The following is a 21,647-nucleotide window of genomic DNA, read 5'->3' on the forward strand; positions in this document are numbered from 1 at the left end:
TTACGGGCGGGGCCGCCCGCTAAGTCATAACCACCAGATCGAAAGAAGACATGACCAACACTGTTGAATCCACTCCCCGCACCATCGACGCCGCCACCCTGAAGACGTGGCAGGACCGCCATGACGAACTCATGGTGATCGACGTCCGGAGCGGCGCCGAGTTCGACTCCCTCCACATCAAGGGCTCCTACCATGTGCCGCTGGGGCTGCTCAGCGAGCATGCCGTGGAATTCGCCGAAAAGCTGGGTACCCGTGTGGTCCTGGTGTGCCAGTCCGGCAACCGGGCCGAGCAGGCCCGCAAGCACCTTGACGCCGTCGGACTCGCCGGCGCAAGCGTCCTCGCAGGCGGCGTCCCGGCTTATGCGTCCGCGGGCGGCACCGTCGTGCGGGGGAAGAACACCTGGGCGCTGGAGCGCCAGGTTCGCATGACCGCAGGCTCGATCGTTCTCGCCGGAGTCCTGGGCAGCAAGTTCATCTCGCCCAAGCTGGGACTCGTCGCCGGGGGGATCGGAGCAGGCCTCACCTTCTCCGCCGCGACCAACAGCTGCGCCATGGGCAAGATGCTTTCGGTGATGCCGTGGAACCGCTCCGCGAACGAACCCACTGCGCACCAGGCCCTGCAGAGCCTGAACGCCCAGGCCTGATCCCTACCGATGTCCTGACGCCCCAGACGAAGGGCGTCAGGACATCGGCGTTTGCAGACTACGGCCTAGCCGGTGACCCGGATAAAAAGCTGATCCATCGGCTGCCCGGCCGCATACTGGCCGTCGAAGAGCTCGGATCCTTCCGGGGAAATGACGACGTCGACATGTTCCCAGACCAGCGACCCGCCGGCTTCAACCGGTGTCGAGGGGCTGAGGAAGCCGACGGTGGTGCGGTCCTGGCCGCCGCCGACGCCCGTGCTGATGGACAGGATGCCGCCGCCGCTTGTGAAGGTGACCCAGGGGTCCAGGAGCCGGACCAGCAGCATGCCGTGGTGGCCGGCGAGCCGGACGTCCCCGCGGAAGCGCAGCACACCGGTGCCGCGCGCGACGTCGTAGTCGGAAGATTCGGGGCTGAAGCAAAACAGGGACGTTTCAGCGACGGTCGCGCCGTCCGTCGCTGAAACGGACCCGTCGGGCAAGCCGGTGATGTAGTCGATGAAACTGCGCTTGATGCCCCAGCTCAGGCCCGGCGGAGGCAGCGGATCGGGTGAAGCGGACGCTGGGTTCACGTAGGTTCTCCTGTGGCTGAAAGGCTGGTCCCTCTGAGCCTAGCGGCGGTTTGCCTGACGGTTGAACTGCCGCCCGGGTGGCTTGACATCCGGCGTAGTTCCCTGAGGGCGTAGGTAGCGCAGGACTACCGCTGCGGGGCCGGTGGTTGACTTAGATAAGTACCAGACCAGGAGGTGCGCTGTGGCCACTGCGACCAGCCGGGTCCCCGATCCCGAGGCGTACGAGGACCCCCTTGATTCCTATTCCGCAACGGTGATTCGCGTCGCGGCTGCCGTTACTCCCCATGTGGCGGCTCTGGAAGTGACCGGCACCGGCCGGAGCGGCCGGTTCCGCATGGGCGCCGGCTCTGCCGTCCTGTTCACCTCGGACGGGTACCTCCTCACCAACGCCCATGTGGTGGGCGCAGCCAAGGGCGGCAGTGCGGTGTACGCCGACGGGACCCGCACTGCCGTCGAAGTTGTCGGTTCCGACCCCCTTTCGGATCTGGCAGTCGTGCACGGCAAAGCCCCGACGGCGATGCCGGCTGAACTTGGGGATGCGGAGTCGCTCAAAGTCGGGCAGTTGGTCATTGCGGTAGGGAACCCCCTGGGACTGGCGGGCTCCGTGACCGCCGGCGTGGTCAGCGGCCTGGGCCGTTCCATTCCGGTCTGGTCCGGACGCAATCGGCGCATCATCGAGGACGTTATCCAGACTGACGCGGCGCTGAACCCGGGAAGTTCCGGCGGGGCTCTCGCGGACGCGCGGGGAAGGATCGTCGGCATCAATACGGCGGTTGCCGGGGCAGGGCTGGGCCTGGCCGTTCCGGTCAACGCCACATCGCGCCGGATCATTGCCGCGCTGCTCAAGGACGGACGCGTCCGGCGGGCCTATCTGGGGCTCGTCAACACCCCCATCCAGCTGCAGCCAAGCTACGTGGTCCGGACCGGACACCGCGAGGGGCTCCTGGTGGTTGAGGTCCTGGCCGACTCACCCGCGGCCCGGGCAGGACTTCGGGCCGGCGATGTGCTCCTCAGCGTGGGCGAAAAGGCCGTGTCCAATGCCGAGAGTCTGCAAAAGCTGCTGTTTGCCGAGGCAATTGGGGTGCCGTTGGAGTTAGCGGTGCTGCGCGAAGGAAAGGAAATTCGGGTACAGACCATTCCCGAGGAGATGACCGATAACTGACGGCTTTGTGCCGCGTCGAAACTTGCGGCAGGGGATACTTGCCTGCACGGTCGGAGTACTCAGAGTTTTTCCGGAGTGTACTTGGGTGCGCTCCCGGGTGTACTCGACTTTCCGCACGGTAAAGGAACGGGTAGCTTCATTGCTTGTTGCCCACTCTTTTGCGTGTCACGGTTTCCCTAGAAAGTCGGATGGAAGTGAGTCTCAGCACATTCCTATAATTCTTTCCGGCTCTCCGAAAAGCGGTTAAATATTAGGTGGGGAAATCGGAGATGAACGTGGATAAGGTGGGCGGTTCCACGCCGGCAATTTCGGTCAGGCTATTCGGAACATTCGAGATCAGACGAAATGGTGCAGTGCTAACTGCTGCGGACATGGGCGGCTGCAAGCCCCGGCACATTCTGGAAATTCTCTTGCTGAATCTGGGGACCCCGGTGTCCAAGACGCGCCTCGTGGAGATTCTCTGGGGACCCCATGCCAGCGACGGCGCCGTCGCCACGCTGGAGAGCTACGTCAGCGGCATTCGTAAAGCGATCCAGCCCGGAAACACAAAGCTGGGTCCGCTTCGCACCGCGAACAGCGGCTACGTCCTGGACCCGCATCTGGTGGAACTGGACCTGTCGGTGTTCCACCAACTGGTCCGTGCGGCCCGGCAGGCCCCGCCGGCCGAGGCCCACATGCTCTCCATGCAGGCCCTGGAACTTGCGGCCGAGCCGCTGCTGGGCTTTGAACTCGCGGCGGACTGGGCAGAGGAGGCGCGGACGCGGCATGCTGCGGACAAGGTCTCCGCCCAGGTTCTTGCCGCCGAGACCGCGGCCTTTCTCGACAAACCCGGACTGACCATTTCGCTGGCACAGTCCGCCATCCAGTCCGAGCCGTTGAACGAACGTGCGTGGACCATCCTGGTCGCGGGATACGAGCAGGCCAGCCTTCCGGTGGAGGGGCTGTCCGCGTATGAGCGCTGCCGCCGCTTGTTCGACCGCGACCTGGGCTGCGCCCCGGGGCCTGCCCTGCAGGCCGCCCACCTCAGGCTGCTGCGGCAGCGCGCCGAGGGAAACACCGAACTCTCGGAAGTCCTGGCGGCGCTGCTCTACCTGGGCGAACGGCTGCACGGCCCCAAGCCCACCCAGCTTGCCGCGGAGGAATCCCGGCGCCTGCAGGAGAACGCCGGCCGGGTCCTGGACTCTTTCCTGCAGCAGGCGCTGGCCGCCGTCTGACACCGGCGAAGGCGGCGACCGCTAAAGGCAGCGGCTGCCGCAGGGCAGTCACGCGGCCTTGACGAGGGGGAGCTCTGCCCAATGCGTCGTGTACCGGGGGACAACACGTCGCGTTTCATGCTCCAGTCCGGCCCGCCCCGGATACCAGCGTGGCCCAAGCCGATCGAACCCTTGACGCCGCCGTCGATGCGGGGGAGCAGAGCATGTGCCGCCCGCGCCAGGAGGACAGGGTCGGCGGTGGGCATCGGCAACGGAACGCACACCGGGGGATAAGAGCTGGCCTGCGGGTTGTAATACGACGTGGCGGCGAACGCCGTCAGGACCTTGGCCTGCAGCCCGTGCCGCGCGAGGCGTGCGCTGGCCTGCTGGGCGTAGACGCCGAGCATCTGACGAATACCGGCGCCGGTGGTTATCGGGGAGGCGAAGGAACGGCTGGAGATCAGCTGGTCCCGGCCGATTCGTTCCTCTTCGAGGGGGATGCAGGGTGTCCCCTGGAGTTCCAGGACAGTCCGCATCAGCACCACTGAGAAGCGGTCCCTGATCCTGACCGGGTCCGCCCGGGGGAGGTCCAGGATGGAGTGGATGCCCAGCCCGTTCAGCCGTTTGGTCAACCGCGTCGCTACACCCCAGAGCTCGATCACGGACTGGCCCGCCATGAGCCTCTCCCGCTGGCCGGCGGGGACGGTATCCCAGTGGCAGACGCCGTCGAACGCCGGACTGTGCTTCGCCCACTTGTTGGCCAGTTTCGCTAGGGTCTCCGCGATGCCAACGCAGACGGGGGGCGCCGACGTTCCGGCGGACCGCCGTTTTCATGCTGTGGCCCAGCCGCAGCAGCTCCTCCGGGGTGCGAGCTTGAACCAGGGCTCGCCCAGGGCAATCCCGAGTGCCTTCGCCTCGGGGGAGCGGGTGACCGCGCAGCCGTCGATGTTGGAGAGGACCTTGCAGGCAGGGTTTGTGCGCGTGTCCAGTGATCAGTTCTCTAGTCGTTTCTCATACGGTGATAGGTATGAACGGTGAGGGCGATGATCTCCTTGAGACTGAGGTTTGGCGGCTGTGTCGGGTTCGCGAGGCTCTTCCCACCCTTGAACTACCGCCTATCGTCACCTCGGTGGCTCAAACCGGGTGGCCAGAGTGGCGGACCAAGTTCGGGATTCCGATCGGTACGCCGTATCTGATTTCGCCGGCCTTCGAGTACGACATTGAGCTCAATGAGTTCTTTTATTCGACCGAGATGCTCGTCTTTCGGATGTCGACCAGGGTGGGCTATGCCCGTGACATCAAGGGCTTTCTAACGTTTCTGCACCGGAACCGGGGCGGGATCGGGTGGCGCGATGCGTCCGAGGAGGATCACCGCGCCTATCTGATTTGGCGGCGCGAAGATCCTGCGGGCCCACGCGTCGGGGGCTCAACATGGGATCGCGAAGTCAGCGGCGTGAACAGGTTCTTCCGCTGGCAGGGCTCCCAAAAGCGTCTGAACATGAACCCGATCCCTCAGAGGCCCCGACGAGCCGCCCCGGGCTTCGGGAGGCATGGCCAGGAGGGCGAAACGGCTGCGACCTACTCTCATGACGCCCGTCGTGAACGGATCCGTTGGTTTCCAGCAAAGTCCTACCGGCAATGGCGGGACGTTGGGGTGCGTGGCTATGGGCCGAACGGCTTGCCCGATGCGGGGTTCAGGGGACGTTGGGCAGCACGGAATTCCGTGTTCGTGGATCTGATGGTACGCACGGGCTTGAGGCTGACCGAGCAGGCTTCGCTGACGCCCTTCGAATTGCCTCAGGTGAGCGGCCGGGGTGGATACCAGCGGTTCTGGTTGCCGGCATCGGTGGCCAAAGCCGGGTCGGCTCGCTGGATATACGTGCCCAGCTCGGTGCTGAGGGATCTGGCCGCCTATGCCGAAGTCGATCGGCGCGAGATGATCGACAACGCCCGGGCCAAGCGGCGGTACCGGCGGATGAGCGGCCAGCTCCTGATCGTCGAGCATGGCCAGAATGTCGCGTTTGTGCCCGGCGCGACAGAGAAGATCAAGGTGTCAGAACTCACGCCGGAAGAGCGCAGGCGGTTGTTCGTGGACGGTCCTGACGGACTGGAACCGGCGGCGTTCTGGCTGAACGAGTACGGTATGCCGATGTCGGTATCGACTTGGAAGGATCTGTTCCGACAGGCGAACGCGCGCTGCGCGAAGCACGGACTAGTTCTACACGGGCACGCTCACCTGTTACGCCACACATTCTCCGTACTCACCTTGGAGCAGCTGCAGCGCGGGCATATCGCCGCCCTCGCTCAGCTCAACTCTGCCCAGCGCGGCCACTACACACGGATCTTCGGCGATCCGCTGGACTGGGTCCGTCGCCGTCTGGGACACAAGAGCGTCACGACCACGCAGATCTATCTGCATGCGCTGGAAGAGCTGGAAATGGAAACACGGATGGCATTGATCTCCGACGACTTGTGGGAGGACCCGCGCGATCCCCGGCCGCTAGTGGATGCTGAGGCCGGAACGGCAGCGCACGGGTGAGCAGCCGGGGCCGCACGAGGGCGGGCAAGCCAGCGTGAGGTGTATTACTGATGTGAGACAGTCTTTGAAAGGATTGTTCCCATGTCTTCCCGTCCCACGTTTTCTGATGAGTTCAAGGCTGATGCTGTAGATCTCGTGATTACTTCCGGCCGTCCGATCGCGACTGTTGCCTCCGAACTTGGGGTCTCCGTGACCGCGTTGCGCCGGTGGGTCCGCTACCACCGAGAAGGTCACCCCGATACCGCGATGAAAACTGACGAACCCATTGATCCCGCGAAATTCTGGGCCATGGAGGCCAGAATGCGGGAACTTGAACGGGAGAACGATTTCCTAAAAAAAGTTTCAGCGTTCTTCGCCAAAGAACAACGGTAGAAGATTCCTACCGGCTTGTTCAGGCGAAGAGCGCAGAGTTTCCAGTCGCGTGGATGTGCGCGGAGCTGGATGTTCCGAGGGCCTCGTACTACCGCTGGCTGAACGCCGAAGAAACCCCGACGGCTGCCCGGCACGCTGAGCTGACCGGGCAGGTGAAGTCGATGTTTGATTCGTCCGAGGGGATCTTCGGTCACCGCATGGTCCACGACAAACTCACCGCCGAAGGCGTCCAAGTATCGTTGGGGACCGTCGCTGCGATCATGGCAGAGAACGGCTGGCAAGCGCGGCGGATGCGTGCCTTCAAACGCACCACGATCCCCTCGGATCCGGATAAATGTTTCGAGGATCTGATCGGGCGTGACTTCACGTCCGCCACACCAGGCACCCGCCTCGTTGGGGACATCACGTACCTGCGCACGGATGAGGGCTGGCTGTATCTGGCCACCGTCATTGACCTGTGTACCCGCATGATCGTGGGCTGGGCGATGGCCGATCACATGCGTGCATCACTGGTTACGGGCGCCTTGACTATGGCCAGGGACCGCGGACATCTGGAGCCGAACACCATCTTCCACAGCGACAGAGGGACGCAATATACATCCCGTGAAATGGGCAAATGGTGCGCCGGGAACAATGTCCGGCAATCCATGGGAGCCACTGGGGTTTGTTGGGATAATGCCGTGGCCGAATCGGCGTTCTCGTCCCTGAAGAACGAGTTCTACCATCACCACAGCTTCGCAACCCGCCAGGACGCCAGACGGGCCACCATGCGCTATATCGAGGTGTTTTACAACCGCTGGCGGCCGCACAGCAATAACGCCGGGTTGCCGCCGGCCACCGCGATGGCCAATTTCAAAACAAAAAACCAGCCACAAACCGTGGCCGCTTAACCGACCAGAAACTACCCGGCTGTCTCACATCCTTGACACACCTCAGCGCAGCTTCCCGTGGGGGCATACGAGCCCCGGCCGGCCGTAGTGCGTGCGGTCACCGGCTTGGTGGTCGACTTCATGGGAGAGGACGGCCGGACCCGGAGTTTCGACGTGGGAGCGCTGCCACTGCCCCAATGGCACGAGAGCCTCGCGGCGAGCTGGGCCTCCCGAACCGGTCCTGCTGGCGGGCTGAGGACGGGCGCGTCGGCGATGCACGGGTGGGGGGCCCTCACGCGGATGATCCGCTACCTTGCGCAGGTTCCGCGGACGCCCCTTCAGCCGTGCGACCTGCGGACCGAGCACATAGATGCCTACCGCAGACACCGCGAGTCGACCATCGGCGCGGACGCCGCAGGGCTCGAGCTACGTACGGTGGCGATGACGTTTGAAACCAAGCCGTTCTCCGATCTGGTCCCGGCCGAAGTCCGTGATCGGATGCGGCCGCGGCTTCGGGTCCGGCCGAGGCCGCGGTCAGGTTACTCCGATGCAGAGCTGGCCCGGATCGTCTCAGCCGCCCGCTCCGATGTGGCCGCCCTGCGCCAGCGGCTGGGCGGGCACGGGCTGGGCGAGGACGCCGCCGAGTCACGTCTGCTGGCCGAGACGCGGAAGTCCGGCCGCGTGATACGGCCCGGAACCGGTGCTCCGGGTCTCGCTGTGGCTCGACGGCAAGTCGCCGAGAAGATCTTCGTAACTCGACAAGACCTCATCCCGATGCTCGTGCTGCTCGTTGCGACAACCGGATGGAACATCGAGGTGGCCAAGGAACTGCCCAGCGAACACCGGGTCATCGAAGGACTGGCGGTCGAACTCGAGCTGACCAAGCGCCGCCGGGGCGCTGGCGGCTGGCACCGCACCGTCACCTGGGAAATCGGTCCGCCCGGCAGGGAGCTGTTCACCCCGGGAGGCGTCTACCTCTTGCTGCACCAGCTGATGGCGCCCGCTCGCGAGCTCCTCCAGGAGCCCTCGTTCTGGGCTGTCTGGCACAACCGAGGTGGGCGTGAAGACGGCTGCCGCAACCCATTCGGCCCCGCTCTCGATGCCAGCCTCAAACCACAGAAATGGGTCCGGTCACACGACCTGCGCGCCGACGAGCCCACAAGAGGGCCCGAAGAGGATCACGACCCCGAACATCGAGCGGAAGCGCCGCCCCTCCGTCTGGACTTCAACCGGCTCAAGACCAGCATCGATGTCCGCCGAACCCACCAGATGGGAGGGCACCTTCCTTCCGCGGCCCGGACCAACACGGCGCCCGTGCTCTTCAGGAACTATCTGTCCGGGGACCGCACGACCATCGAATGGGCGCAGGAACTTGTCGCCGACACACTCGTCGAGGTCGAGCAGGCCGCTTGGGCGGCGCACCGCCGGGCTCTGGCCGGGACGGGACGCACGGCTCTGCGCGTCGTCCCCGCATCAGTGCGAGTAACGTCCTCAACGCCAGCATCAGGCCTGGAGGCTGAGTCCGCGGAACGCGTGGCCGTCGGGGGACTTGACACTGCGTGGGCTGCGTGCGAGGACCACGAGCATCACCCGCTGACCGGAAGGCGATGCGCCGCCTCCTTCCTCGATTGCTTCCACTGCGGAAACTGCGTGGTGACTGATGCTCACCTGCCCCGACTGCTGAGCCTCCTCGACGCTCTCGAGACGCGCCGCCGACACATGGCAGATGACGCATGGTGGGGACGCTACGGCCCCACATGGGCCGCGATCCGCTATGAGGTACTGCCAAGATTCAGCGAAGCCGAAGTCGATCAAGCCCAGACAGATAAACCAAGCGACAGCATGCTCGACCTTGTCGAGCCGGCATGGGAGAGACCATGAGCGAAATCCCCGATTCACTACCCGACCTCGACGACCTCGACGGCGCCTTTGTCTTCCATGGGCGCCGTCTCCGCGACGGGGTTGGGCTCGGCGAGACCGCACGCTTCCACGACGACCTCTGGCCGCTGGCGCCGGCCGCATTGCAAGGGCAGGAACGAGGCCTGACCCTCCGTTTCGACACTGTGCCTCCGCGCTACCGGGTGGCAGCAAAACGGGTGTGCTACACCGCCCTGTCAGGGGCCCTGCCTCCCGACGAGATCAGGCCCAGCATCGTCTCGATTGCGACCTATTTCTACAGCATTCGCTTCTTCTTCCGATGGCTCGAGGACGACCAGGGCGGATGCGATCTCGGAGAAGTCACCGCCGAGGTCCTCGAGCAGTATCAGCGTTTCCTACTTGAACGATTCCGTTCGCGGAACCGACGGCACCACCTCCGCGCCACTGTAGTGCTGCTCTGGCGTTACCGTCACGGCTTGGGACCTGGCGGCCTCCGCCTCGACCCCCGCAGCGTCGACGCGTGGAGCGAACCATACCGGGATGCCCCGAGAGAGAACTCCACGGCTCGCATTCCCGAAGAAGTTCACAGCCGGCTGCTTGTGTGGGCTCAGCGGTTCGTCGACGAGTTCAGCGAGGACATCCTCTCCTCGGTCAAACGGTGGGACCCTCTCCGGCGCTGCCATCGCAGTTCAGAGGGAGCGAGACCGCGGAACGCCCGCGGGCAAGCTCAAGCGCGAATCCGCGACTATCTCGAGGAGGCCCTTCGCCTTGGGCGGCCCTTGCCCGGCGTGGCCGGCCAACCGAGCATGTTCGCTCTCGCCCGGACCATTGGTTGTGACCGCCGGGCGCTGGACGCCCACCGCGCGGCGATCAGATCCGCTGCCCAGACCTTGGGCGTCTCCGAGTACGCCTACCTCAACCTCACCATCGACGGACGAATCGACGGCCTTCCGTGGCTAGAAGGCGTCTGCCTCGATCCGAGCCGCGACGATTCCATTACGGTGCTCACCCAGATGCTCCAGGCGGCGTGCTACATCGTCATCGCATTCCTGTCGGGGATGCGGGACAGCGAAGTGAAGCATCTCCGGCGCGGCTGCAGCTCCGTCGAGCGCGACGGCAATGGCGATACTTACCGGTGGAACGTCTCCAGCCTCGCTTTCAAGGGAGAAAGAGAGGATGCGGGGGTACCCGCCACGTGGGTGGTCGGGGAATCCGCGGCACGGGCAATCGACATGCTTGAACGAATTCACCGCGACCGCGCCCACGACCACACAGACTGGTTGTTCGCCCCGATCAAGGCCGCCCCCGGCGCAGGCTCCGCTGGACCCGGCGGAAACGCGGCGATGACCCTTGCAGGGACCAACCGTCAGTTGAACCGTTTCGTCACGTGGGTCAATGACTATTGCGCCGCAAGAGGCCGTGACGACGGCATCCCCGATGTCGACGGGCGCCCGTGGCGGGTGACCACCCGCCAGTTCCGAAGGACTCTCGCCTGGTACATCGCGCGGCGGCCTGGCGGAGCGATCGCCGGCGCCATCGCCTACCGGCATCACAGCGTGCAGATGTTCGAAGGCTACGCAGGAACCAGCGAGTCAGGCTTCCGCGCCGAAGTCGAAGCCGAGGAGGCCCTCGCCAGAGGCGAGCACCTCTTGGCGATGATCGACCGACACGAGCACAACGACCTTGTCGGCCCGGCCGCTGACGAGGCGGAACGTCGGCTACGCGAACTGGGAGAACAGGTGATGTTCGCCGGGACAGTTACCACCGACCGCCGCCGGCTGCTGCGCCTTATGACCCGCCAGGACCCGGCAGTCTATCCGGGCCACTACGCTACGTGCGTCTACAACCACAGCAAGGCGCTGTGCCGCACCCGCACCGGTGCACCAGCGGACGCCCCCGACCTGACCACCTGCAAACCACTGGCCTGCCGCAACGTCGCGCTGAGCGCGGACAACCACTCGGCCTGGCGGACCGAACTAACCGCCATCGACGCTGAACTGTCCTCGCGGCCGCTGCTGCCGCCGCTGATGGTGGCCCGCCTCGAGCAGCGGCGCGACCAGATCAGAGATTTCCTGAACCGGCTCGAGGAGTCGCGATGAGCCGACGCGTCGTTCTTCCCAGCGAATCCGAGATCCGTGAGGCCCTCGCCCAGCTAAATGCGGGAGATCCCGCCAAGCCACCGACGGTTCTTGCCCTGGCCCTAAGTTTGGGCCTGACGAACGCGACTTCCTGGCGACACTTCCCCCAGATTGCGCAGGAGGTCGCCGACGGACGGCGCAACGCGCTCCGCTCTGCTCGCCCCGCTGACACACCGGCTACCGCGGGTACGGACGCGAAGTGCGCCATTGCACAGCTGCGCAACGACAAAGCCCGTCTCCTCGGCCAGCTCGAAGTCGCCATCGCTCACCTCCAGCGCCTCACTCTCGAGAACCGGGCGCTGCGCGAGGAGCTAGAACGAGCCGTGAAAGTCGTGAGGATCTCGCCAAAACGCTAGCCAGAGACAAGTCCTACAGCTGGTGTCGGCTCCGACAAACCGAATCGGCCCGGGGAGCAGGCGCGTTGGAAGCTCCCATTGCTGGTCAAGCTGTATGGAGCCATTCTCGATAGGTTTGGCTGAGGGCGTTGTTCGAGTTCCGCGTTCGATGGCTGCGGTGGAGCGCTGATGCCTGCGCGCCACGCGACTATGGTGAGCCTGATGATCATCTTCCTCCCCGGCGAGTTTCTCGGCCCACCGTTCGTGTGCGGATTGCCGGCTGATGCCGACGGCGCGGCCGATGTCCGTCCAGGATGCCCGGCGGCCTTGGCGGCTGCGACGGTTTTGTCCAGTCTGTGGCCGGCCTGGTTGTATGCGCGCGCTGCCGCCTCCATACCGACGATGGCTCCCGATGGGGCGATGTGCACTTTCCACTCGTCATAGATGGCGTCCTCGACTTCGCCGGAAGCGTTGGCGAATTTCACGGGCGGATTTTGAAGGACTCCACTTTGGTGGGGTCCCGTTCAATGACCGGGTCCAGAATGTTTTCGATTCTGGTCACCAGGGCCGGGTCAAGTTTCACTCCGGATGCGGTCGCGGTGTCTATGAGCTGGTCAGGGCGTGAAGCGCCGACGATGGCTGCGGAGATGTTGGGGTTTTGCAGCACCCAGGCTACGGCGAGTGCGGGCATTGACAGGCCGGCGTCTGCGGCGAGCGGTTTGAGCTGCTGGACACGGGTGAGGATGTCTTCGGTCAGGTAGCGGTTGTCCGATTTGAGATCGCCGTCCTCTCCTGTGAAGCGGGATGCTGCCGGGGCAGCCTGGCCGGGGATGTATTTTCCGGTCAGCACGCCTTGGGCCATGGGTGACCAGCAGATCTGTCCCAAGCCCAGCTCCTGGCAGGTGGGAACGACTTCCTTTTCGATGACCCGCCAGAGAAGGGAGTACTGGGGCTGGTTGGAGATGAGGTGGATACCCAGGTCCCTGGCGAGTACAGCGCCCGCGCGGATTTCATCTACGGTCCATTCGGAGACTCCGATGTAGTGGGCCTTTCCGGCCCGTACGATGTCGGCGAGGGCCTGCATCGTCTCTTCCAGTGGGGTGTCGTAGTCGTAGCGGTGTGCCTGGTAAAGGTCTACGTAGTCGGTCTGCAGCCGCTTCAGGGATCCGTTAATGGATTCCATGATGTGCTTGCGGGACAGCCCGCGGTCATTCCGGCCCTCGCCGGTGGGGAAGTAGACCTTGGTGAAGATCTCGACGCTTTCGCGCCGCACACCGGCTAACGCTTCACCGAGCGTCTGCTCCGCGCGGGTGCCGGCGTAGGCGTCGGCGGTGTCGAAGGTGGTGATGCCCAGATCCAGGGCCTGCCGGACGCAGTCCGTGGCGGCGTCCTGGTTGATCTGCTCACCGTGGGTGACCCAGTTCCCGTAGGCGAGTTCGCTGATGTACATGCCGGATGATCCAAGTTTGCGGTATTCCATGTTCGTGGTCTTGTCCATATCTGGTTGTGTATTCGGGTTTGTGGCGCCATCTGTGGCACGCGGGGCCTATATCAAGGGCGTGATCGTCAGGCTCTCGAATGTTGCCGAGCCGCCGTGGGCGTAGATGGAGACTCCGGTGCTTGTTTTGTCCGGGAAGATCAGGTCGGTGAGCACGAGCTCGCCGTGTTGGGCGAAGACCTCAACGGAGCAGTGGTCGACGTAGATCTTCAGCCTGTATCGGCCGTCCCGGGCGGTGATGGGGGCGGTGTCGACGGAAGGGAATCCATCATGGAAGCCAGTGTCACCCGAGGCGGTTCGATCGAGGATGAGGCGGCCTTGGGCGGGGTTGATGCCGATTCGGGTTCCTTCCGTGCCGCTCCCACGAACGATGAGGCCGAATTCTTCGCCCGTGCCTGCCGTGAACTCGGCTTCGATGAGCTGAACCGTGCCGGTGGCGGCAGGGATGGGGCGTGTTTCCCCGGCCAAATGGATGGGGCCGTCCTGAACTGCCGGTGACTCATCGCGGCATATGGCTTCCTCGACGACGTTCTGGATTAGTCTGGTGCGGCCGCCAATGGTGGCCAGGGAGAGTTCCCGGGGCAGAGACATGGGGCTCCGCCAGGGTGAAGTCGGGATCTGATTGGCATAGTCCCAGTTGTTCATCCAGCCGATCATGATCCGTCTGCCGTCGGGGGCGTCGCTGAAGGAGACGGCGGCGTAGTAATCCCGTCCCCAGTCCAGCCAGTTGTACTCCTGAAGGCGGTCGGGGTCCTGGTCCCCGCTGGTGATGGTGGAGTCGGAGGTGAATTTGACGCCGTCGAAGTCTCCAGTGAAGTACTGCCCGGCTGAACCGCCGTTCGGGCCGCCGGGGTTCAGATTCACCGTCAGAACCCATTTCAGCTCCGGTGGATTGCCGTCCACCGGCAGGGCAAACAGGTCCGGACATTCCCAGATGCCTCCGGTGGCGTTGGCGGGGCCGAAATCGCTCAGGTGTTCCCAGGTTTTCAGGTCCTCGGACTTGTAGAGGACTACTTTGTAGTCTTCGGCTTCGACGGCCGCCATCACCCAGTAGGAGCCGGCCCCGCCGTTGTAGCGGAAAACTTTCGGATCACGGAAGTTGGCCGAGTTGCGGCTGAGCACGGGATTGCCAGCGTGTTTTTTCCAAGTGAAGCCGCCGTCCAGACTGTAGGCCAGTGACTGCGCCTGGACGCCGTGCAACGGCGAGGCGTCCTTGTAGGCGCTGGTGTAGACGGCTACCAGCGGGGGCGCCGTTTCGGTGCCGAGCCCGCTGCTGTTTTGGCTGTCGAATACGATGCTGCCGGAGAAGATATCCTCCTGCTCGTCGCAGGCAATCGCGACAGGCTGTTCAGTCCAGTCAGCGAGGTTCTCCGACGTGGCGTGGCCCCAGGACATGTTCCCCCAGGTATTTCCGAAGGGATTGTTTTGATAGTAGAGGTGGTAGAGGCCTTGGTGGTGGATCAGCCCGTTGGGATCGTTGAGCCAGGTGTTTCGGGCCGTGTAGTGCAGGGCGGGCCGGAATGCTTCCGGGTGTGTGGTGGTCACGGCCGTCATGGGAGGTGTACTCGTTTCAGGTTCGGGATGGGGCAAGGAAGGGCCTGGGTCTTGCGGTGATCGTCAGGTTGGCCGCGGTGTTGGAGCCGGAAAGTGGTGGTCAGCTGACCAGGCGTGCCCGCATTTCCACCGATGAGGGTAGGTCCGCTCCTGGGCGGCCCACGGTGATGGCGGCTGCCATGGATGCCATGCGGGCGATCTGTTCGAGAATGGGCGGAGCCAGGCCCTCGCCTCCTCGGGTCAGAAGCCCCAGGATGAGGGCCGCCATGTAGGCATCCCCTGCACCGATGGTGTCCGCGACAACGGATTCCACGGAGGGGACGCTTATTTCCGTGTCTGCGGTGAGCAGGAAGGATCCTTCTGATCCGCGGGTGACTACGACCAGATCCGTGCCGAGTCCGCGTATGTGGCGGGCAGCCTCCTCCGGCGACCTGCGCGGATACAACCATGCGGCGTCCTCGTCGCTGAGTTTCACGACGTCCGTGAGGGGAACGAGATCTTCGAAGATGGTTCTGGCTTCGTGATGGCTGCCGAGCAGTTCGGGCCGGATGTTGGGATCATAGGTGACAGTGCTGAGGTCTGCGCAGTGCTGCAGGAGGGACTTCACGCCTGCGGCTCCCGGGGCGAGGAAGCTGGCGATCGACCCGGCGTGCAGGAGCTTGGGAAGGTACGTCGGGGCAACCGGGGCCAGTTGCCAGACGAGGTCAAAGGAATAGGTTGCGGACCCGTCGTCGGCCAGTGTTGCGGTGGCGGTCGATGTAGCGGCGGCGGACTGGGAGCCTGGGAGTATATGGACACCTGCGCCGGTGAGGTGGCTGCTGATGGCAAGACCCCGGTCATCCGTGCCGATGGAGGTCAGGAACCCTGTCGACACATCCAGACGGGCGAGTCCGTAGGCCACATTGGCAGGTGAGCCCCCGGGGTGCTCAGTGACGCCGTCCCCTGTGTGGACCACGTCGATGAGTGCTTCGCCGACAACGATCACCTCGGGTATGCCGGAGAGCGCGGCAGCGGGTTTCATCATGGGATTCTTTCCTGGTCTTTCGGTAGCCTGCAGCGAAGCTGTTTGGGTCTGACGCCGCGGAGAAGGCGGCCTGTCGGGTGGCGGGCTGGGGGCCGTCAGGCGGCAGATTCCGGCACTTTCAGCGCCCAATGGGATTCGCTGAGGGTGACACGTTCGCCGGTGCCCCGGCTGGCGTTCCGCTCCGTGGCATCCCTCTTCGGCGGGCGGACGGTCTGGGTCCTGCGGGCGTCAGGTACGGCGGAGAGCAGCAACTGTGTGTACGGGTGATGGGGGGCGGTCATCAGCTCGATGCTCTCACCGCCCTCGACCAGGTCCCCGGCGCACATCACCATGGTTGTGTCCGCGATGTAGCGTGCGGATGCGAGGTCGTGGGTGATATAGAGCATGGACACCCCCCGTTCATCGCGGAGTTTGCGCATCAGATTGAGAATTCCGATGCGGACCGAGACGTCGAGCATTGACGTGGGTTCGTCGGCCAGTATAATTTCCGGTTCCACTGCCAGGGCTCTGGCGATGGCGACGCGCTGCCGTTGTCCGCCGGAGAGCTGGTGGGGGTATCGGTCCAGCATCTGCTCGCCCAGGCCGACTGTTGCCATTAGTTCACGCAGTTTGAGTTTGAGGGCCTTGGGGCTGTCGTTTTCTCCGTGAAGCTGTAGGGGACGCGTCAGGAAGTGCTCGATGCGGTGTGCCGGGTTGAGGGATCCGAAGGGGTCCTGGAAGACCATTTGGACCTTGCTTCGGTATTTCATTGACGCCCGACGCCGTTCGGTGGAAAAGATGTCTTGTCCGTCAATGATGAGTTGTCCGCCTGTGGGCTGCTCAAGGCGGGCGAGGATGCGGGCGATGGTGCTTTTTCCGCTGCCGGATTCCCCGACAAGTGCCACAATCTCGCCGTGGTTGATGTCAAAGGAGACGTCGTTTACCGCGCGTACGGTCGAACGGAAGGGAAAGCTTCCCAGATGATAGTCCTTGCTCAGGTTGCGTACCTGGACCAGGGGCTCGGTCCCCGTTTCGGGGCGGGATGAGGTGCTGTGTTCGGGGCTCATCGGCGTGACCTTTCGCGGGGGACAACATATTCGGGTACGAGCAGGCACGCTGCGTCGTGGTTTTCGGCTTTTGGAAGGAGCGGTGGCTCGACGGTGGTGCACGCGTCGATGGCGAGCGGGCACCGGGGGTGGAAGCGGCAGCCGGTGGGAGGGTGGGCTATATTCGGTGGGGCGTCCGGGATGCCTGTCAACTCCACTCTCGGGCCGGTCAGCGGAGGGAACGCTCCCATGAGGGCGTTGGTGTAGGGGTGAAGCGGTTTGTCCAGCATGTCCTTGGAGGGAGCGACCTCGACCAGCTTTCCCGCATACATCACGGCCATGCGGTGGGAGAGCTCGACCATGAGTGAGATGTCGTGGGTGATGAACAGAATGGAAAACCCCAGCCGATGCTGAAGTTCTTTAATCTGGTGCATGATTTCCTGCTGAACGACCACGTCCAGGGCCGTGGTGGGTTCGTCCATGATGAGAAGGGAGGGTTTGAGCGCCAGCGCGATCGCGATCACGGCCCGCTGGCGCATTCCGCCGGAGAGCTGGTGCGGGTAGGACTTGAGGCGGTCGGGGCTGATGTCGACAAGTTTCAGCAGCTCCGCGGCACGTTTGCGGGCCGCTTTCTTGGGCATCCGTTCATGTGTGGTGAAGACATCGACGATCTGATCTCCGATGGTCATGACGGGGTTCAGGGAGTTCATCGCGCTTTGGAAGACCATGGCCACGTCGCGCCAGCGGGTGCGTCGCAGTTCTTCTTCACCCAGATGAAGGAGATTCGTTCCGTTGAGCTCGATGGAGCCGGCCGTGATTTTTGCCGGGGTCTGCAGGAGCCGCATGACCGCGTTTGCGATGGTGGACTTGCCGCAGCCTGATTCACCGGCGAGGCCGAACACTTCTCCGGCGCCTATGTCGAAGCTGACTCCATCCACGGCGGTAACGTTTCCGCTTTCGGCCGTGTATTGGACCTGCAGGTTTTTCACGCTCAGCACGGGAGCGGCGGCGGTACTGCCGATGTTTCCCCGGTCCTGTTCAGTCAGGGTTTGCATCTGTCAGCCTTTCTTTTCCACGCGCAGGCGGGGGTTGGTGATTTCATCGACGGCGTAGTTGATCAGGGCCAGGGCGAATGCGACGACGGCGATGGCGACGCCTGAGGGCAGGAGCACCCACCAGTCGCCGGTCATGAGGGCGCCGTCGTTGTTTGCCCAATAGAGGTTGGTTCCCCAGCTGACGGACCCGGTATCGCCGAGCCCCAGGAACTCCAGGCCTGCCTGGGCGCCGATGCCGTAAATGACGCAGCCGAGCAGGGTGCTCATGACGATGGATGCCATGTTGGGCAGGATTTCCCGGAACATGATGCGCCAGGCTTTCTCACCGGTCACCACGGCGGCGGCGACGAAGTCCTTGCTGCGCAGGGACAGTGCCTGGGAGCGGAGCACACGGGCGCTGCCTGCCCAGCCGGTGATGACCAGGACGACGACGACGGTGGCGGGGCCCGGCGGCAGGAATGCGGCGAGAACCACCAGGAGTGGAAGTCCGGGGATGAGCAGGAAAATGTTGGTCAGCAGCGAGAGTAGTTCGTCGATGGCTTTGCCGAAGTACGCGGAGGCGATGCCGACGAGACAGCCGATGAAGGTCGCCGCTATGCCTACGATGAATCCGACCGTCAGTGAGCTTCGCGATCCCCACAGGGTGAGGGCGAGCACGTCCTGGCCTTTGGAGGTAGTTCCGAGCAGGTGGTTCGCGGATGGCGCCAAGGATGCTTCGGGGCCGAAGTCGGAGGGGTTTCCCGGTGCCAGGAGGGGTGCCAGCAGTGCCAGGAGGGCAAATACGACCAGGACGGCCAGTCCGAAGAGGGCCTTTTTGTTCGTGAGGATGCCGTGGACGAACCCTCCGTGGACCAGGCGTCCGGGGACCGGAGGTTCCGGTACTTGAACGGTGGGGTTACCGGCCGTGGTGCTCGCGGTAGGTGTTGAGTCTGTGAGTGACATGGGGGACCTGTTTCTAGCTGACCCGGACCCGGGGGTCCAGCCGTACGTAAATGATGTCGACCAGGAAGTTAGCTGCCAGCACGGCGGCGGTGATGGTCAGGAAGATGCCTTGGGTCAGCGGGTAGTCCAGTGCCTGGACGGAGGTCAGGAGCTGGTAGCCGATGCCCGGGTACGCGAACACGGTTTCGGTGAGGAGAGCGCCGCCGACGACGAAGCCAAGGGACATGCCGAACGACGTGACGGAGGGCAGCATGGCGTTGCGTGCCGCGTACTGGAACATGATCCGTGCCGGACGGAGTCCCTTGGCCCGGGCCATCGTGATGTAGTCCTCAGCGGTGGTGGCGATCATGGTGTTGCGCATCCCCAGCATCCAGCCGCCGATGGAGACCAGGACGATGGTCAGGGCCGGGAGGATGAGGTGAACGGCTACGTCGCCGATGTATTCGAGTGAGAACGCGGGGCTGAGCCCTGTGGAGAAGGCATGGCTCAGAGGCAGCCAGCCCAGAGTTATCCCGAACAGATAGAGAGCGGCCATGGCCAGCCAAAAGTAGGGAAATGATCCGACGAAAATCAGCAGCGGAGGAAAGACGGAATCCAGGAACTTTCCGCGCCGCCACGCTGCCAGAATGCCGAGGAAATTGCCCAGAATGACGGCAATAACCAGGGAGGTGCCGCCGAGCAGGAGGGTCCATCCGATCTGTGCTCCAATCACCTCCGAAACGGGGGCGGGGAACCGGGACAGCGAGATGCCCATGTCCCCACGGAAAATGTTGCCGATGTAGGCGATGTACTGCTCCCATAGGGGCCGGTCGTCCAGGCCGAAGAGCCGCCGGAGCGCATCCACCTGGTCCGGGCGCATCTGAGACTGGACTTGGGAGAACATTCTGCTGACAGGGTCCCCGGGCATCAGCCTCGGGAGGAAGAAATTCAAGGTGATACAGGCCCAGAAGGCGATGATGTAGAACCCCAGGCGGCGGAGGAGGAATACCATGATTCCGCTTCTTTCTTGATGATTGTTGCGCCGCCCGGGGATCGGTCCGGGTCCGGCAGGTGGTAACGGTGCGGGTGCCGTGTGTCCAGCGGCTTTGGTGGCTGTTAGGGGCAGGTTGCCCCGAACAGCCACCTGATGCCTACTTGGCCGGCTTGAGCGAGGTCAGAACCAGGACAGTGGTGGCGGATCGGGCCGAGAGCGTTGCATACGGGTTATCCTTGCTGGGCCAGCCCGTGAATCGCTGGTCGGTGTAGGCGCCCCACTCCGGGCTGGAAAACAGCGGGATCACCGGGGCTACGTCATTGAAGCGTGCCTGCAGTGTGTCTACGACGGTCTTCTGCGCTGCCGGGTCCGCCGTCGCCGCGAGCTTGTCGAGCGTTGCGGTCGCTTCCGGGTCACCGAATCGGTGGTAGTTTTCGTTGGCCTTTTCGCCGACCGGCACAACAACCTTCTGTGACATTACGCCGCGGTAGAACTCGTAGGGCGTCGCGCCGCTGTTGCTCCAGACGATGCCGCTGTCGAAGGATCCGTCCGTGTAGCCGGAGACGACCTGGGACCAGTCAGGGGAGTTGACCTCGAGCTTCACGCCGAGTTTTTCCATGTTCTTGGAGATGATCTGGCCGACGGAGAGCCAGTCCGAGGAAGCCGAGCCGACTGAGAACTTGAACTGGAACGGCTTGCCGTCCTTGAGGGTGCGGATACCGTCGGTTCCCTTTTTGTAGCCGGCGTCATCGAGCATCTGGTTGGCTTTGTCCACGTTCAGCTTCGTCCAGTCGCACTTGTCAACGATGCTCTGGTCGCGCCAGCTGTTATAGGCGTCGCTGAGGCCGGTGCAGTCGGCCGGATGGGTGTAGCCTGACATGCCCAGGCTGGTCACCTGATCGCGGTCCACGGCCATGCTGAGTGCTTTGCGTACGATTGGATCGTTAAAGGGTGCCTTGGTGGTGTTCAGCTGCCAGTTGATCGTGCCTCCGGTGGTGGGGTACCAGAAGTGCCGGTGCGCCGGATCCTTGTCGATAAAGGTTTTCTGGACGTTGGGGATGAACTGGTCGCTCCAGTCCACGTCACCGTTCTGCAGGGCGAGGTTGGCTCCGGAGTTGCCAGCGAATGCGAGCATCCTGATGCCGGTGAGCTGCTGTTTTTCCGGCTGCCAGTAGTTAGGGTTCTTCTCCACTTCGAATGACTGTGCCTGGAAATTGGAGACCTGTGTGTAGGGGCCGGTGCCTACCGGGTTGTCGTTGGTGGCCTTTGCCGGGTCCGCGATCTGGGACCAGACATGCTTGGGGGCGATGACCTGCTGGCCGACTTCGTAAAGTCCGGGGGCGTAGGGCTTGTTGAAATCGAAGCGGACTGTGTGTGCGTCGACGGCGGAGACGTTGGCCAGGTAGTCGAATCCGCCTTGGATCTCTTTTTGGAGTTCAAAGCTGTACACAACGTCGTCGGCTGTCAGAGGCTGTCCGTCTGACCATTTAACCCCGTCGCGGAGCGTGAATGTCACGCCCATGCCGTCTTCGTCTGCTTTCCAGGAAGTCCCGAGCCAAGGTACGGGTTCCCCCTTGACAGCGTTGACGATCAGCAGGGGCTCGAAGACCGACTGCTTAGTCATCGGAAGCGCTTTCGGGGAGAACGGGTTGAAGTTGCTGGTGAACGTCGCGGTGTCCTCCCGGGGAATTGTCAGGAGGCCGTTGGAGGAGCCCCCACCGTTTGCTGTGCCTCCGGATGTGTCTCCGGCGCTGCAGCCGGTTAGAGCCAGCGCGCCGATCGCCAGTGTGGCTGCAACAACCGTCAGTGACCTTATGGGATGGATTTTGGGCATGAGGGAACTCGTTTCGTCAGTGGAATGGAGAGAGTTAGCGGGT

The 21,647-nt window shown here is 63.8% G+C and carries 17 protein-coding genes and 2 pseudogenes; 9 read left to right on the forward strand and 10 right to left on the reverse strand.

Annotated features, from left to right (window positions below; genetic code table 11):
- The first annotated feature begins 50 nt into the window (after positions 1 to 50).
- Entirely contained in the window at positions 51 to 644 is a 594-nt protein-coding gene (locus tag ASPU41_RS14960; protein ID WP_069951586.1) for a rhodanese-like domain-containing protein, read from the forward strand.
- A 65-nt stretch (positions 645 to 709) separates the two neighbouring features.
- Here ASPU41_RS14960 and ASPU41_RS14965 read toward each other — a convergent pair whose 3' ends face one another.
- A complete protein-coding gene (locus ASPU41_RS14965; RefSeq protein ID WP_083266538.1) occupies positions 710 to 1,213 on the reverse strand; it encodes an HtaA domain-containing protein in 504 nt (167 codons plus the stop codon).
- 181 nt (positions 1,214 to 1,394) lie between these two features.
- Between ASPU41_RS14965 and ASPU41_RS14970 the strand changes: the two genes are divergently transcribed.
- Both ASPU41_RS14970 and ASPU41_RS14975 read left to right on the forward strand, forming a co-directional pair.
- Positions 1,395 to 2,375: a S1C family serine protease gene (locus ASPU41_RS14970; protein WP_069951587.1), complete on the forward strand. Its 981-nt coding sequence runs from the start codon at positions 1,395 to 1,397 to the stop codon at positions 2,373 to 2,375.
- Positions 2,376 to 2,785: 410 nt separating this feature from the next.
- Positions 2,786 to 3,589 carry an AfsR/SARP family transcriptional regulator gene (locus ASPU41_RS14975; protein ID WP_231941092.1) on the forward strand — a complete coding sequence of 268 codons (804 nt, stop codon included), beginning with the start codon at positions 2,786 to 2,788 and terminating at the stop codon, positions 3,587 to 3,589.
- Between the two features lie 48 nt (positions 3,590 to 3,637).
- Here the strand turns inward: ASPU41_RS14975 and ASPU41_RS22165 are convergent.
- Positions 3,638 to 4,557: pseudogene (locus ASPU41_RS22165) on the reverse strand (DinB/UmuC family translesion DNA polymerase).
- Between the two features lie 38 nt (positions 4,558 to 4,595).
- On the opposite strand from ASPU41_RS22165, the gene ASPU41_RS14985 reads away from it, so the two are divergent.
- The 6 genes and pseudogenes from ASPU41_RS14985 (at position 4,596) to ASPU41_RS15010 (ending at position 11,720) form a co-directional block, all read left to right on the forward strand.
- The gene (locus tag ASPU41_RS14985; protein WP_083266539.1) at positions 4,596 to 6,107 is read left to right on the forward strand and encodes a tyrosine-type recombinase/integrase; all 1,512 of its coding nucleotides are present in this window, start codon (positions 4,596 to 4,598) and stop codon (positions 6,105 to 6,107) included.
- 81 nt (positions 6,108 to 6,188) lie between these two features.
- Positions 6,189 to 6,479, forward strand: a complete 291-nt coding sequence (locus ASPU41_RS14990; protein ID WP_069951590.1) for a transposase — start codon at positions 6,189 to 6,191, stop codon at positions 6,477 to 6,479.
- A gap of 20 nt (positions 6,480 to 6,499) precedes the next feature.
- Positions 6,500 to 7,369, forward strand: a pseudogene (locus ASPU41_RS14995) (IS3 family transposase); the annotation flags it as partial.
- Between the two features lie 279 nt (positions 7,370 to 7,648).
- The gene (locus ASPU41_RS15000) at positions 7,649 to 9,229 is read left to right on the forward strand and encodes a hypothetical protein (RefSeq protein WP_157357016.1); all 1,581 of its coding nucleotides are present in this window, start codon (positions 7,649 to 7,651) and stop codon (positions 9,227 to 9,229) included.
- A complete protein-coding gene (locus tag ASPU41_RS15005; protein ID WP_197515674.1) occupies positions 9,214 to 11,325 on the forward strand; it encodes a hypothetical protein in 2,112 nt (703 codons plus the stop codon). Before ASPU41_RS15000 ends, ASPU41_RS15005 begins: the two co-directional genes overlap by 16 nt.
- Positions 11,322 to 11,720 carry a hypothetical protein gene (locus ASPU41_RS15010; protein ID WP_069951594.1) on the forward strand — a complete coding sequence of 133 codons (399 nt, stop codon included), beginning with the start codon at positions 11,322 to 11,324 and terminating at the stop codon, positions 11,718 to 11,720. The genes ASPU41_RS15005 and ASPU41_RS15010 overlap by 4 nt, the downstream gene beginning before the upstream one ends.
- A gap of 460 nt (positions 11,721 to 12,180) precedes the next feature.
- Here ASPU41_RS15010 and ASPU41_RS15020 read toward each other — a convergent pair whose 3' ends face one another.
- The 8 genes from ASPU41_RS15020 to ASPU41_RS15055 form a co-directional block, all read right to left on the reverse strand.
- The gene (locus tag ASPU41_RS15020; protein ID WP_069952726.1) at positions 12,181 to 13,179 is read right to left on the reverse strand and encodes an aldo/keto reductase family protein; all 999 of its coding nucleotides are present in this window, start codon (positions 13,177 to 13,179) and stop codon (positions 12,181 to 12,183) included.
- 66 nt (positions 13,180 to 13,245) lie between these two features.
- Complete coding sequence (locus tag ASPU41_RS15025) at positions 13,246 to 14,751, reverse strand: glycoside hydrolase family 32 protein (RefSeq protein ID WP_069951596.1); 1,506 nt, start codon at positions 14,749 to 14,751, stop codon at positions 13,246 to 13,248.
- Positions 14,752 to 14,851: 100 nt separating this feature from the next.
- A complete protein-coding gene (locus ASPU41_RS15030) occupies positions 14,852 to 15,772 on the reverse strand; it encodes a carbohydrate kinase family protein (protein ID WP_069952727.1) in 921 nt (306 codons plus the stop codon).
- A 98-nt stretch (positions 15,773 to 15,870) separates the two neighbouring features.
- Positions 15,871 to 16,821 (reverse strand): ABC transporter ATP-binding protein, encoded by a 951-nt coding sequence (locus ASPU41_RS15035; protein WP_083266540.1) that lies wholly within the window; start codon positions 16,819 to 16,821, stop codon positions 15,871 to 15,873.
- The gene (locus tag ASPU41_RS15040; protein WP_083266541.1) at positions 16,818 to 17,855 is read right to left on the reverse strand and encodes an ABC transporter ATP-binding protein; all 1,038 of its coding nucleotides are present in this window, start codon (positions 17,853 to 17,855) and stop codon (positions 16,818 to 16,820) included. Before ASPU41_RS15040 ends, ASPU41_RS15035 begins: the two co-directional genes overlap by 4 nt.
- 3 nt (positions 17,856 to 17,858) lie before the next feature.
- Positions 17,859 to 18,797: an ABC transporter permease gene (locus ASPU41_RS15045; protein WP_083266542.1), complete on the reverse strand. Its 939-nt coding sequence runs from the start codon at positions 18,795 to 18,797 to the stop codon at positions 17,859 to 17,861.
- 13 nt (positions 18,798 to 18,810) lie between these two features.
- A complete protein-coding gene (locus ASPU41_RS15050) occupies positions 18,811 to 19,788 on the reverse strand; it encodes an ABC transporter permease (protein ID WP_069951597.1) in 978 nt (325 codons plus the stop codon).
- Between the two features lie 139 nt (positions 19,789 to 19,927).
- Positions 19,928 to 21,394 (reverse strand): ABC transporter substrate-binding protein, encoded by a 1,467-nt coding sequence (locus ASPU41_RS15055; protein ID WP_231941093.1) that lies wholly within the window; start codon positions 21,392 to 21,394, stop codon positions 19,928 to 19,930.
- Positions 21,395 to 21,647 lie beyond the last annotated feature (253 nt).

Origin of the sequence: Arthrobacter sp. U41 (assembly GCF_001750145.1) — a bacterium.
GTDB lineage: Bacteria > Actinomycetota > Actinomycetes > Actinomycetales > Micrococcaceae > Arthrobacter.

What these genes read in the sequence shown, in the direction of transcription:
- ASPU41_RS15035 (WP_083266540.1), bottom strand. Translation starts at nt 16,821, where the DNA reads ATGAGCCCCGAACACAGCACCTCATCCCGCCCCGAAACGGGGACCGAG.
- ASPU41_RS15020 (WP_069952726.1), bottom strand. Translation starts at nt 13,179, where the DNA reads ATGGAATACCGCAAACTTGGATCATCCGGCATGTACATCAGCGAACTC.
- ASPU41_RS15005 (WP_197515674.1), top strand. Translation starts at nt 9,214, where the DNA reads ATGGGAGAGACCATGAGCGAAATCCCCGATTCACTACCCGACCTCGAC.
- ASPU41_RS15025 (WP_069951596.1), bottom strand. Translation starts at nt 14,751, where the DNA reads ATGACGGCCGTGACCACCACACACCCGGAAGCATTCCGGCCCGCCCTG.
- ASPU41_RS14990 (WP_069951590.1), top strand. Translation starts at nt 6,189, where the DNA reads ATGTCTTCCCGTCCCACGTTTTCTGATGAGTTCAAGGCTGATGCTGTA.
- ASPU41_RS15010 (WP_069951594.1), top strand. Translation starts at nt 11,322, where the DNA reads ATGAGCCGACGCGTCGTTCTTCCCAGCGAATCCGAGATCCGTGAGGCC.
- ASPU41_RS15045 (WP_083266542.1), bottom strand. Translation starts at nt 18,797, where the DNA reads ATGTCACTCACAGACTCAACACCTACCGCGAGCACCACGGCCGGTAAC.
- ASPU41_RS15000 (WP_157357016.1), top strand. Translation starts at nt 7,649, where the DNA reads ATGATCCGCTACCTTGCGCAGGTTCCGCGGACGCCCCTTCAGCCGTGC.
- ASPU41_RS15030 (WP_069952727.1), bottom strand. Translation starts at nt 15,772, where the DNA reads ATGAAACCCGCTGCCGCGCTCTCCGGCATACCCGAGGTGATCGTTGTC.
- ASPU41_RS15055 (WP_231941093.1), bottom strand. Translation starts at nt 21,394, where the DNA reads ATGACTAAGCAGTCGGTCTTCGAGCCCCTGCTGATCGTCAACGCTGTC.
- ASPU41_RS14985 (WP_083266539.1), top strand. Translation starts at nt 4,596, where the DNA reads ATGAACGGTGAGGGCGATGATCTCCTTGAGACTGAGGTTTGGCGGCTG.
- ASPU41_RS14960 (WP_069951586.1), top strand. Translation starts at nt 51, where the DNA reads ATGACCAACACTGTTGAATCCACTCCCCGCACCATCGACGCCGCCACC.
- ASPU41_RS15040 (WP_083266541.1), bottom strand. Translation starts at nt 17,855, where the DNA reads ATGCAAACCCTGACTGAACAGGACCGGGGAAACATCGGCAGTACCGCC.
- ASPU41_RS15050 (WP_069951597.1), bottom strand. Translation starts at nt 19,788, where the DNA reads ATGGTATTCCTCCTCCGCCGCCTGGGGTTCTACATCATCGCCTTCTGG.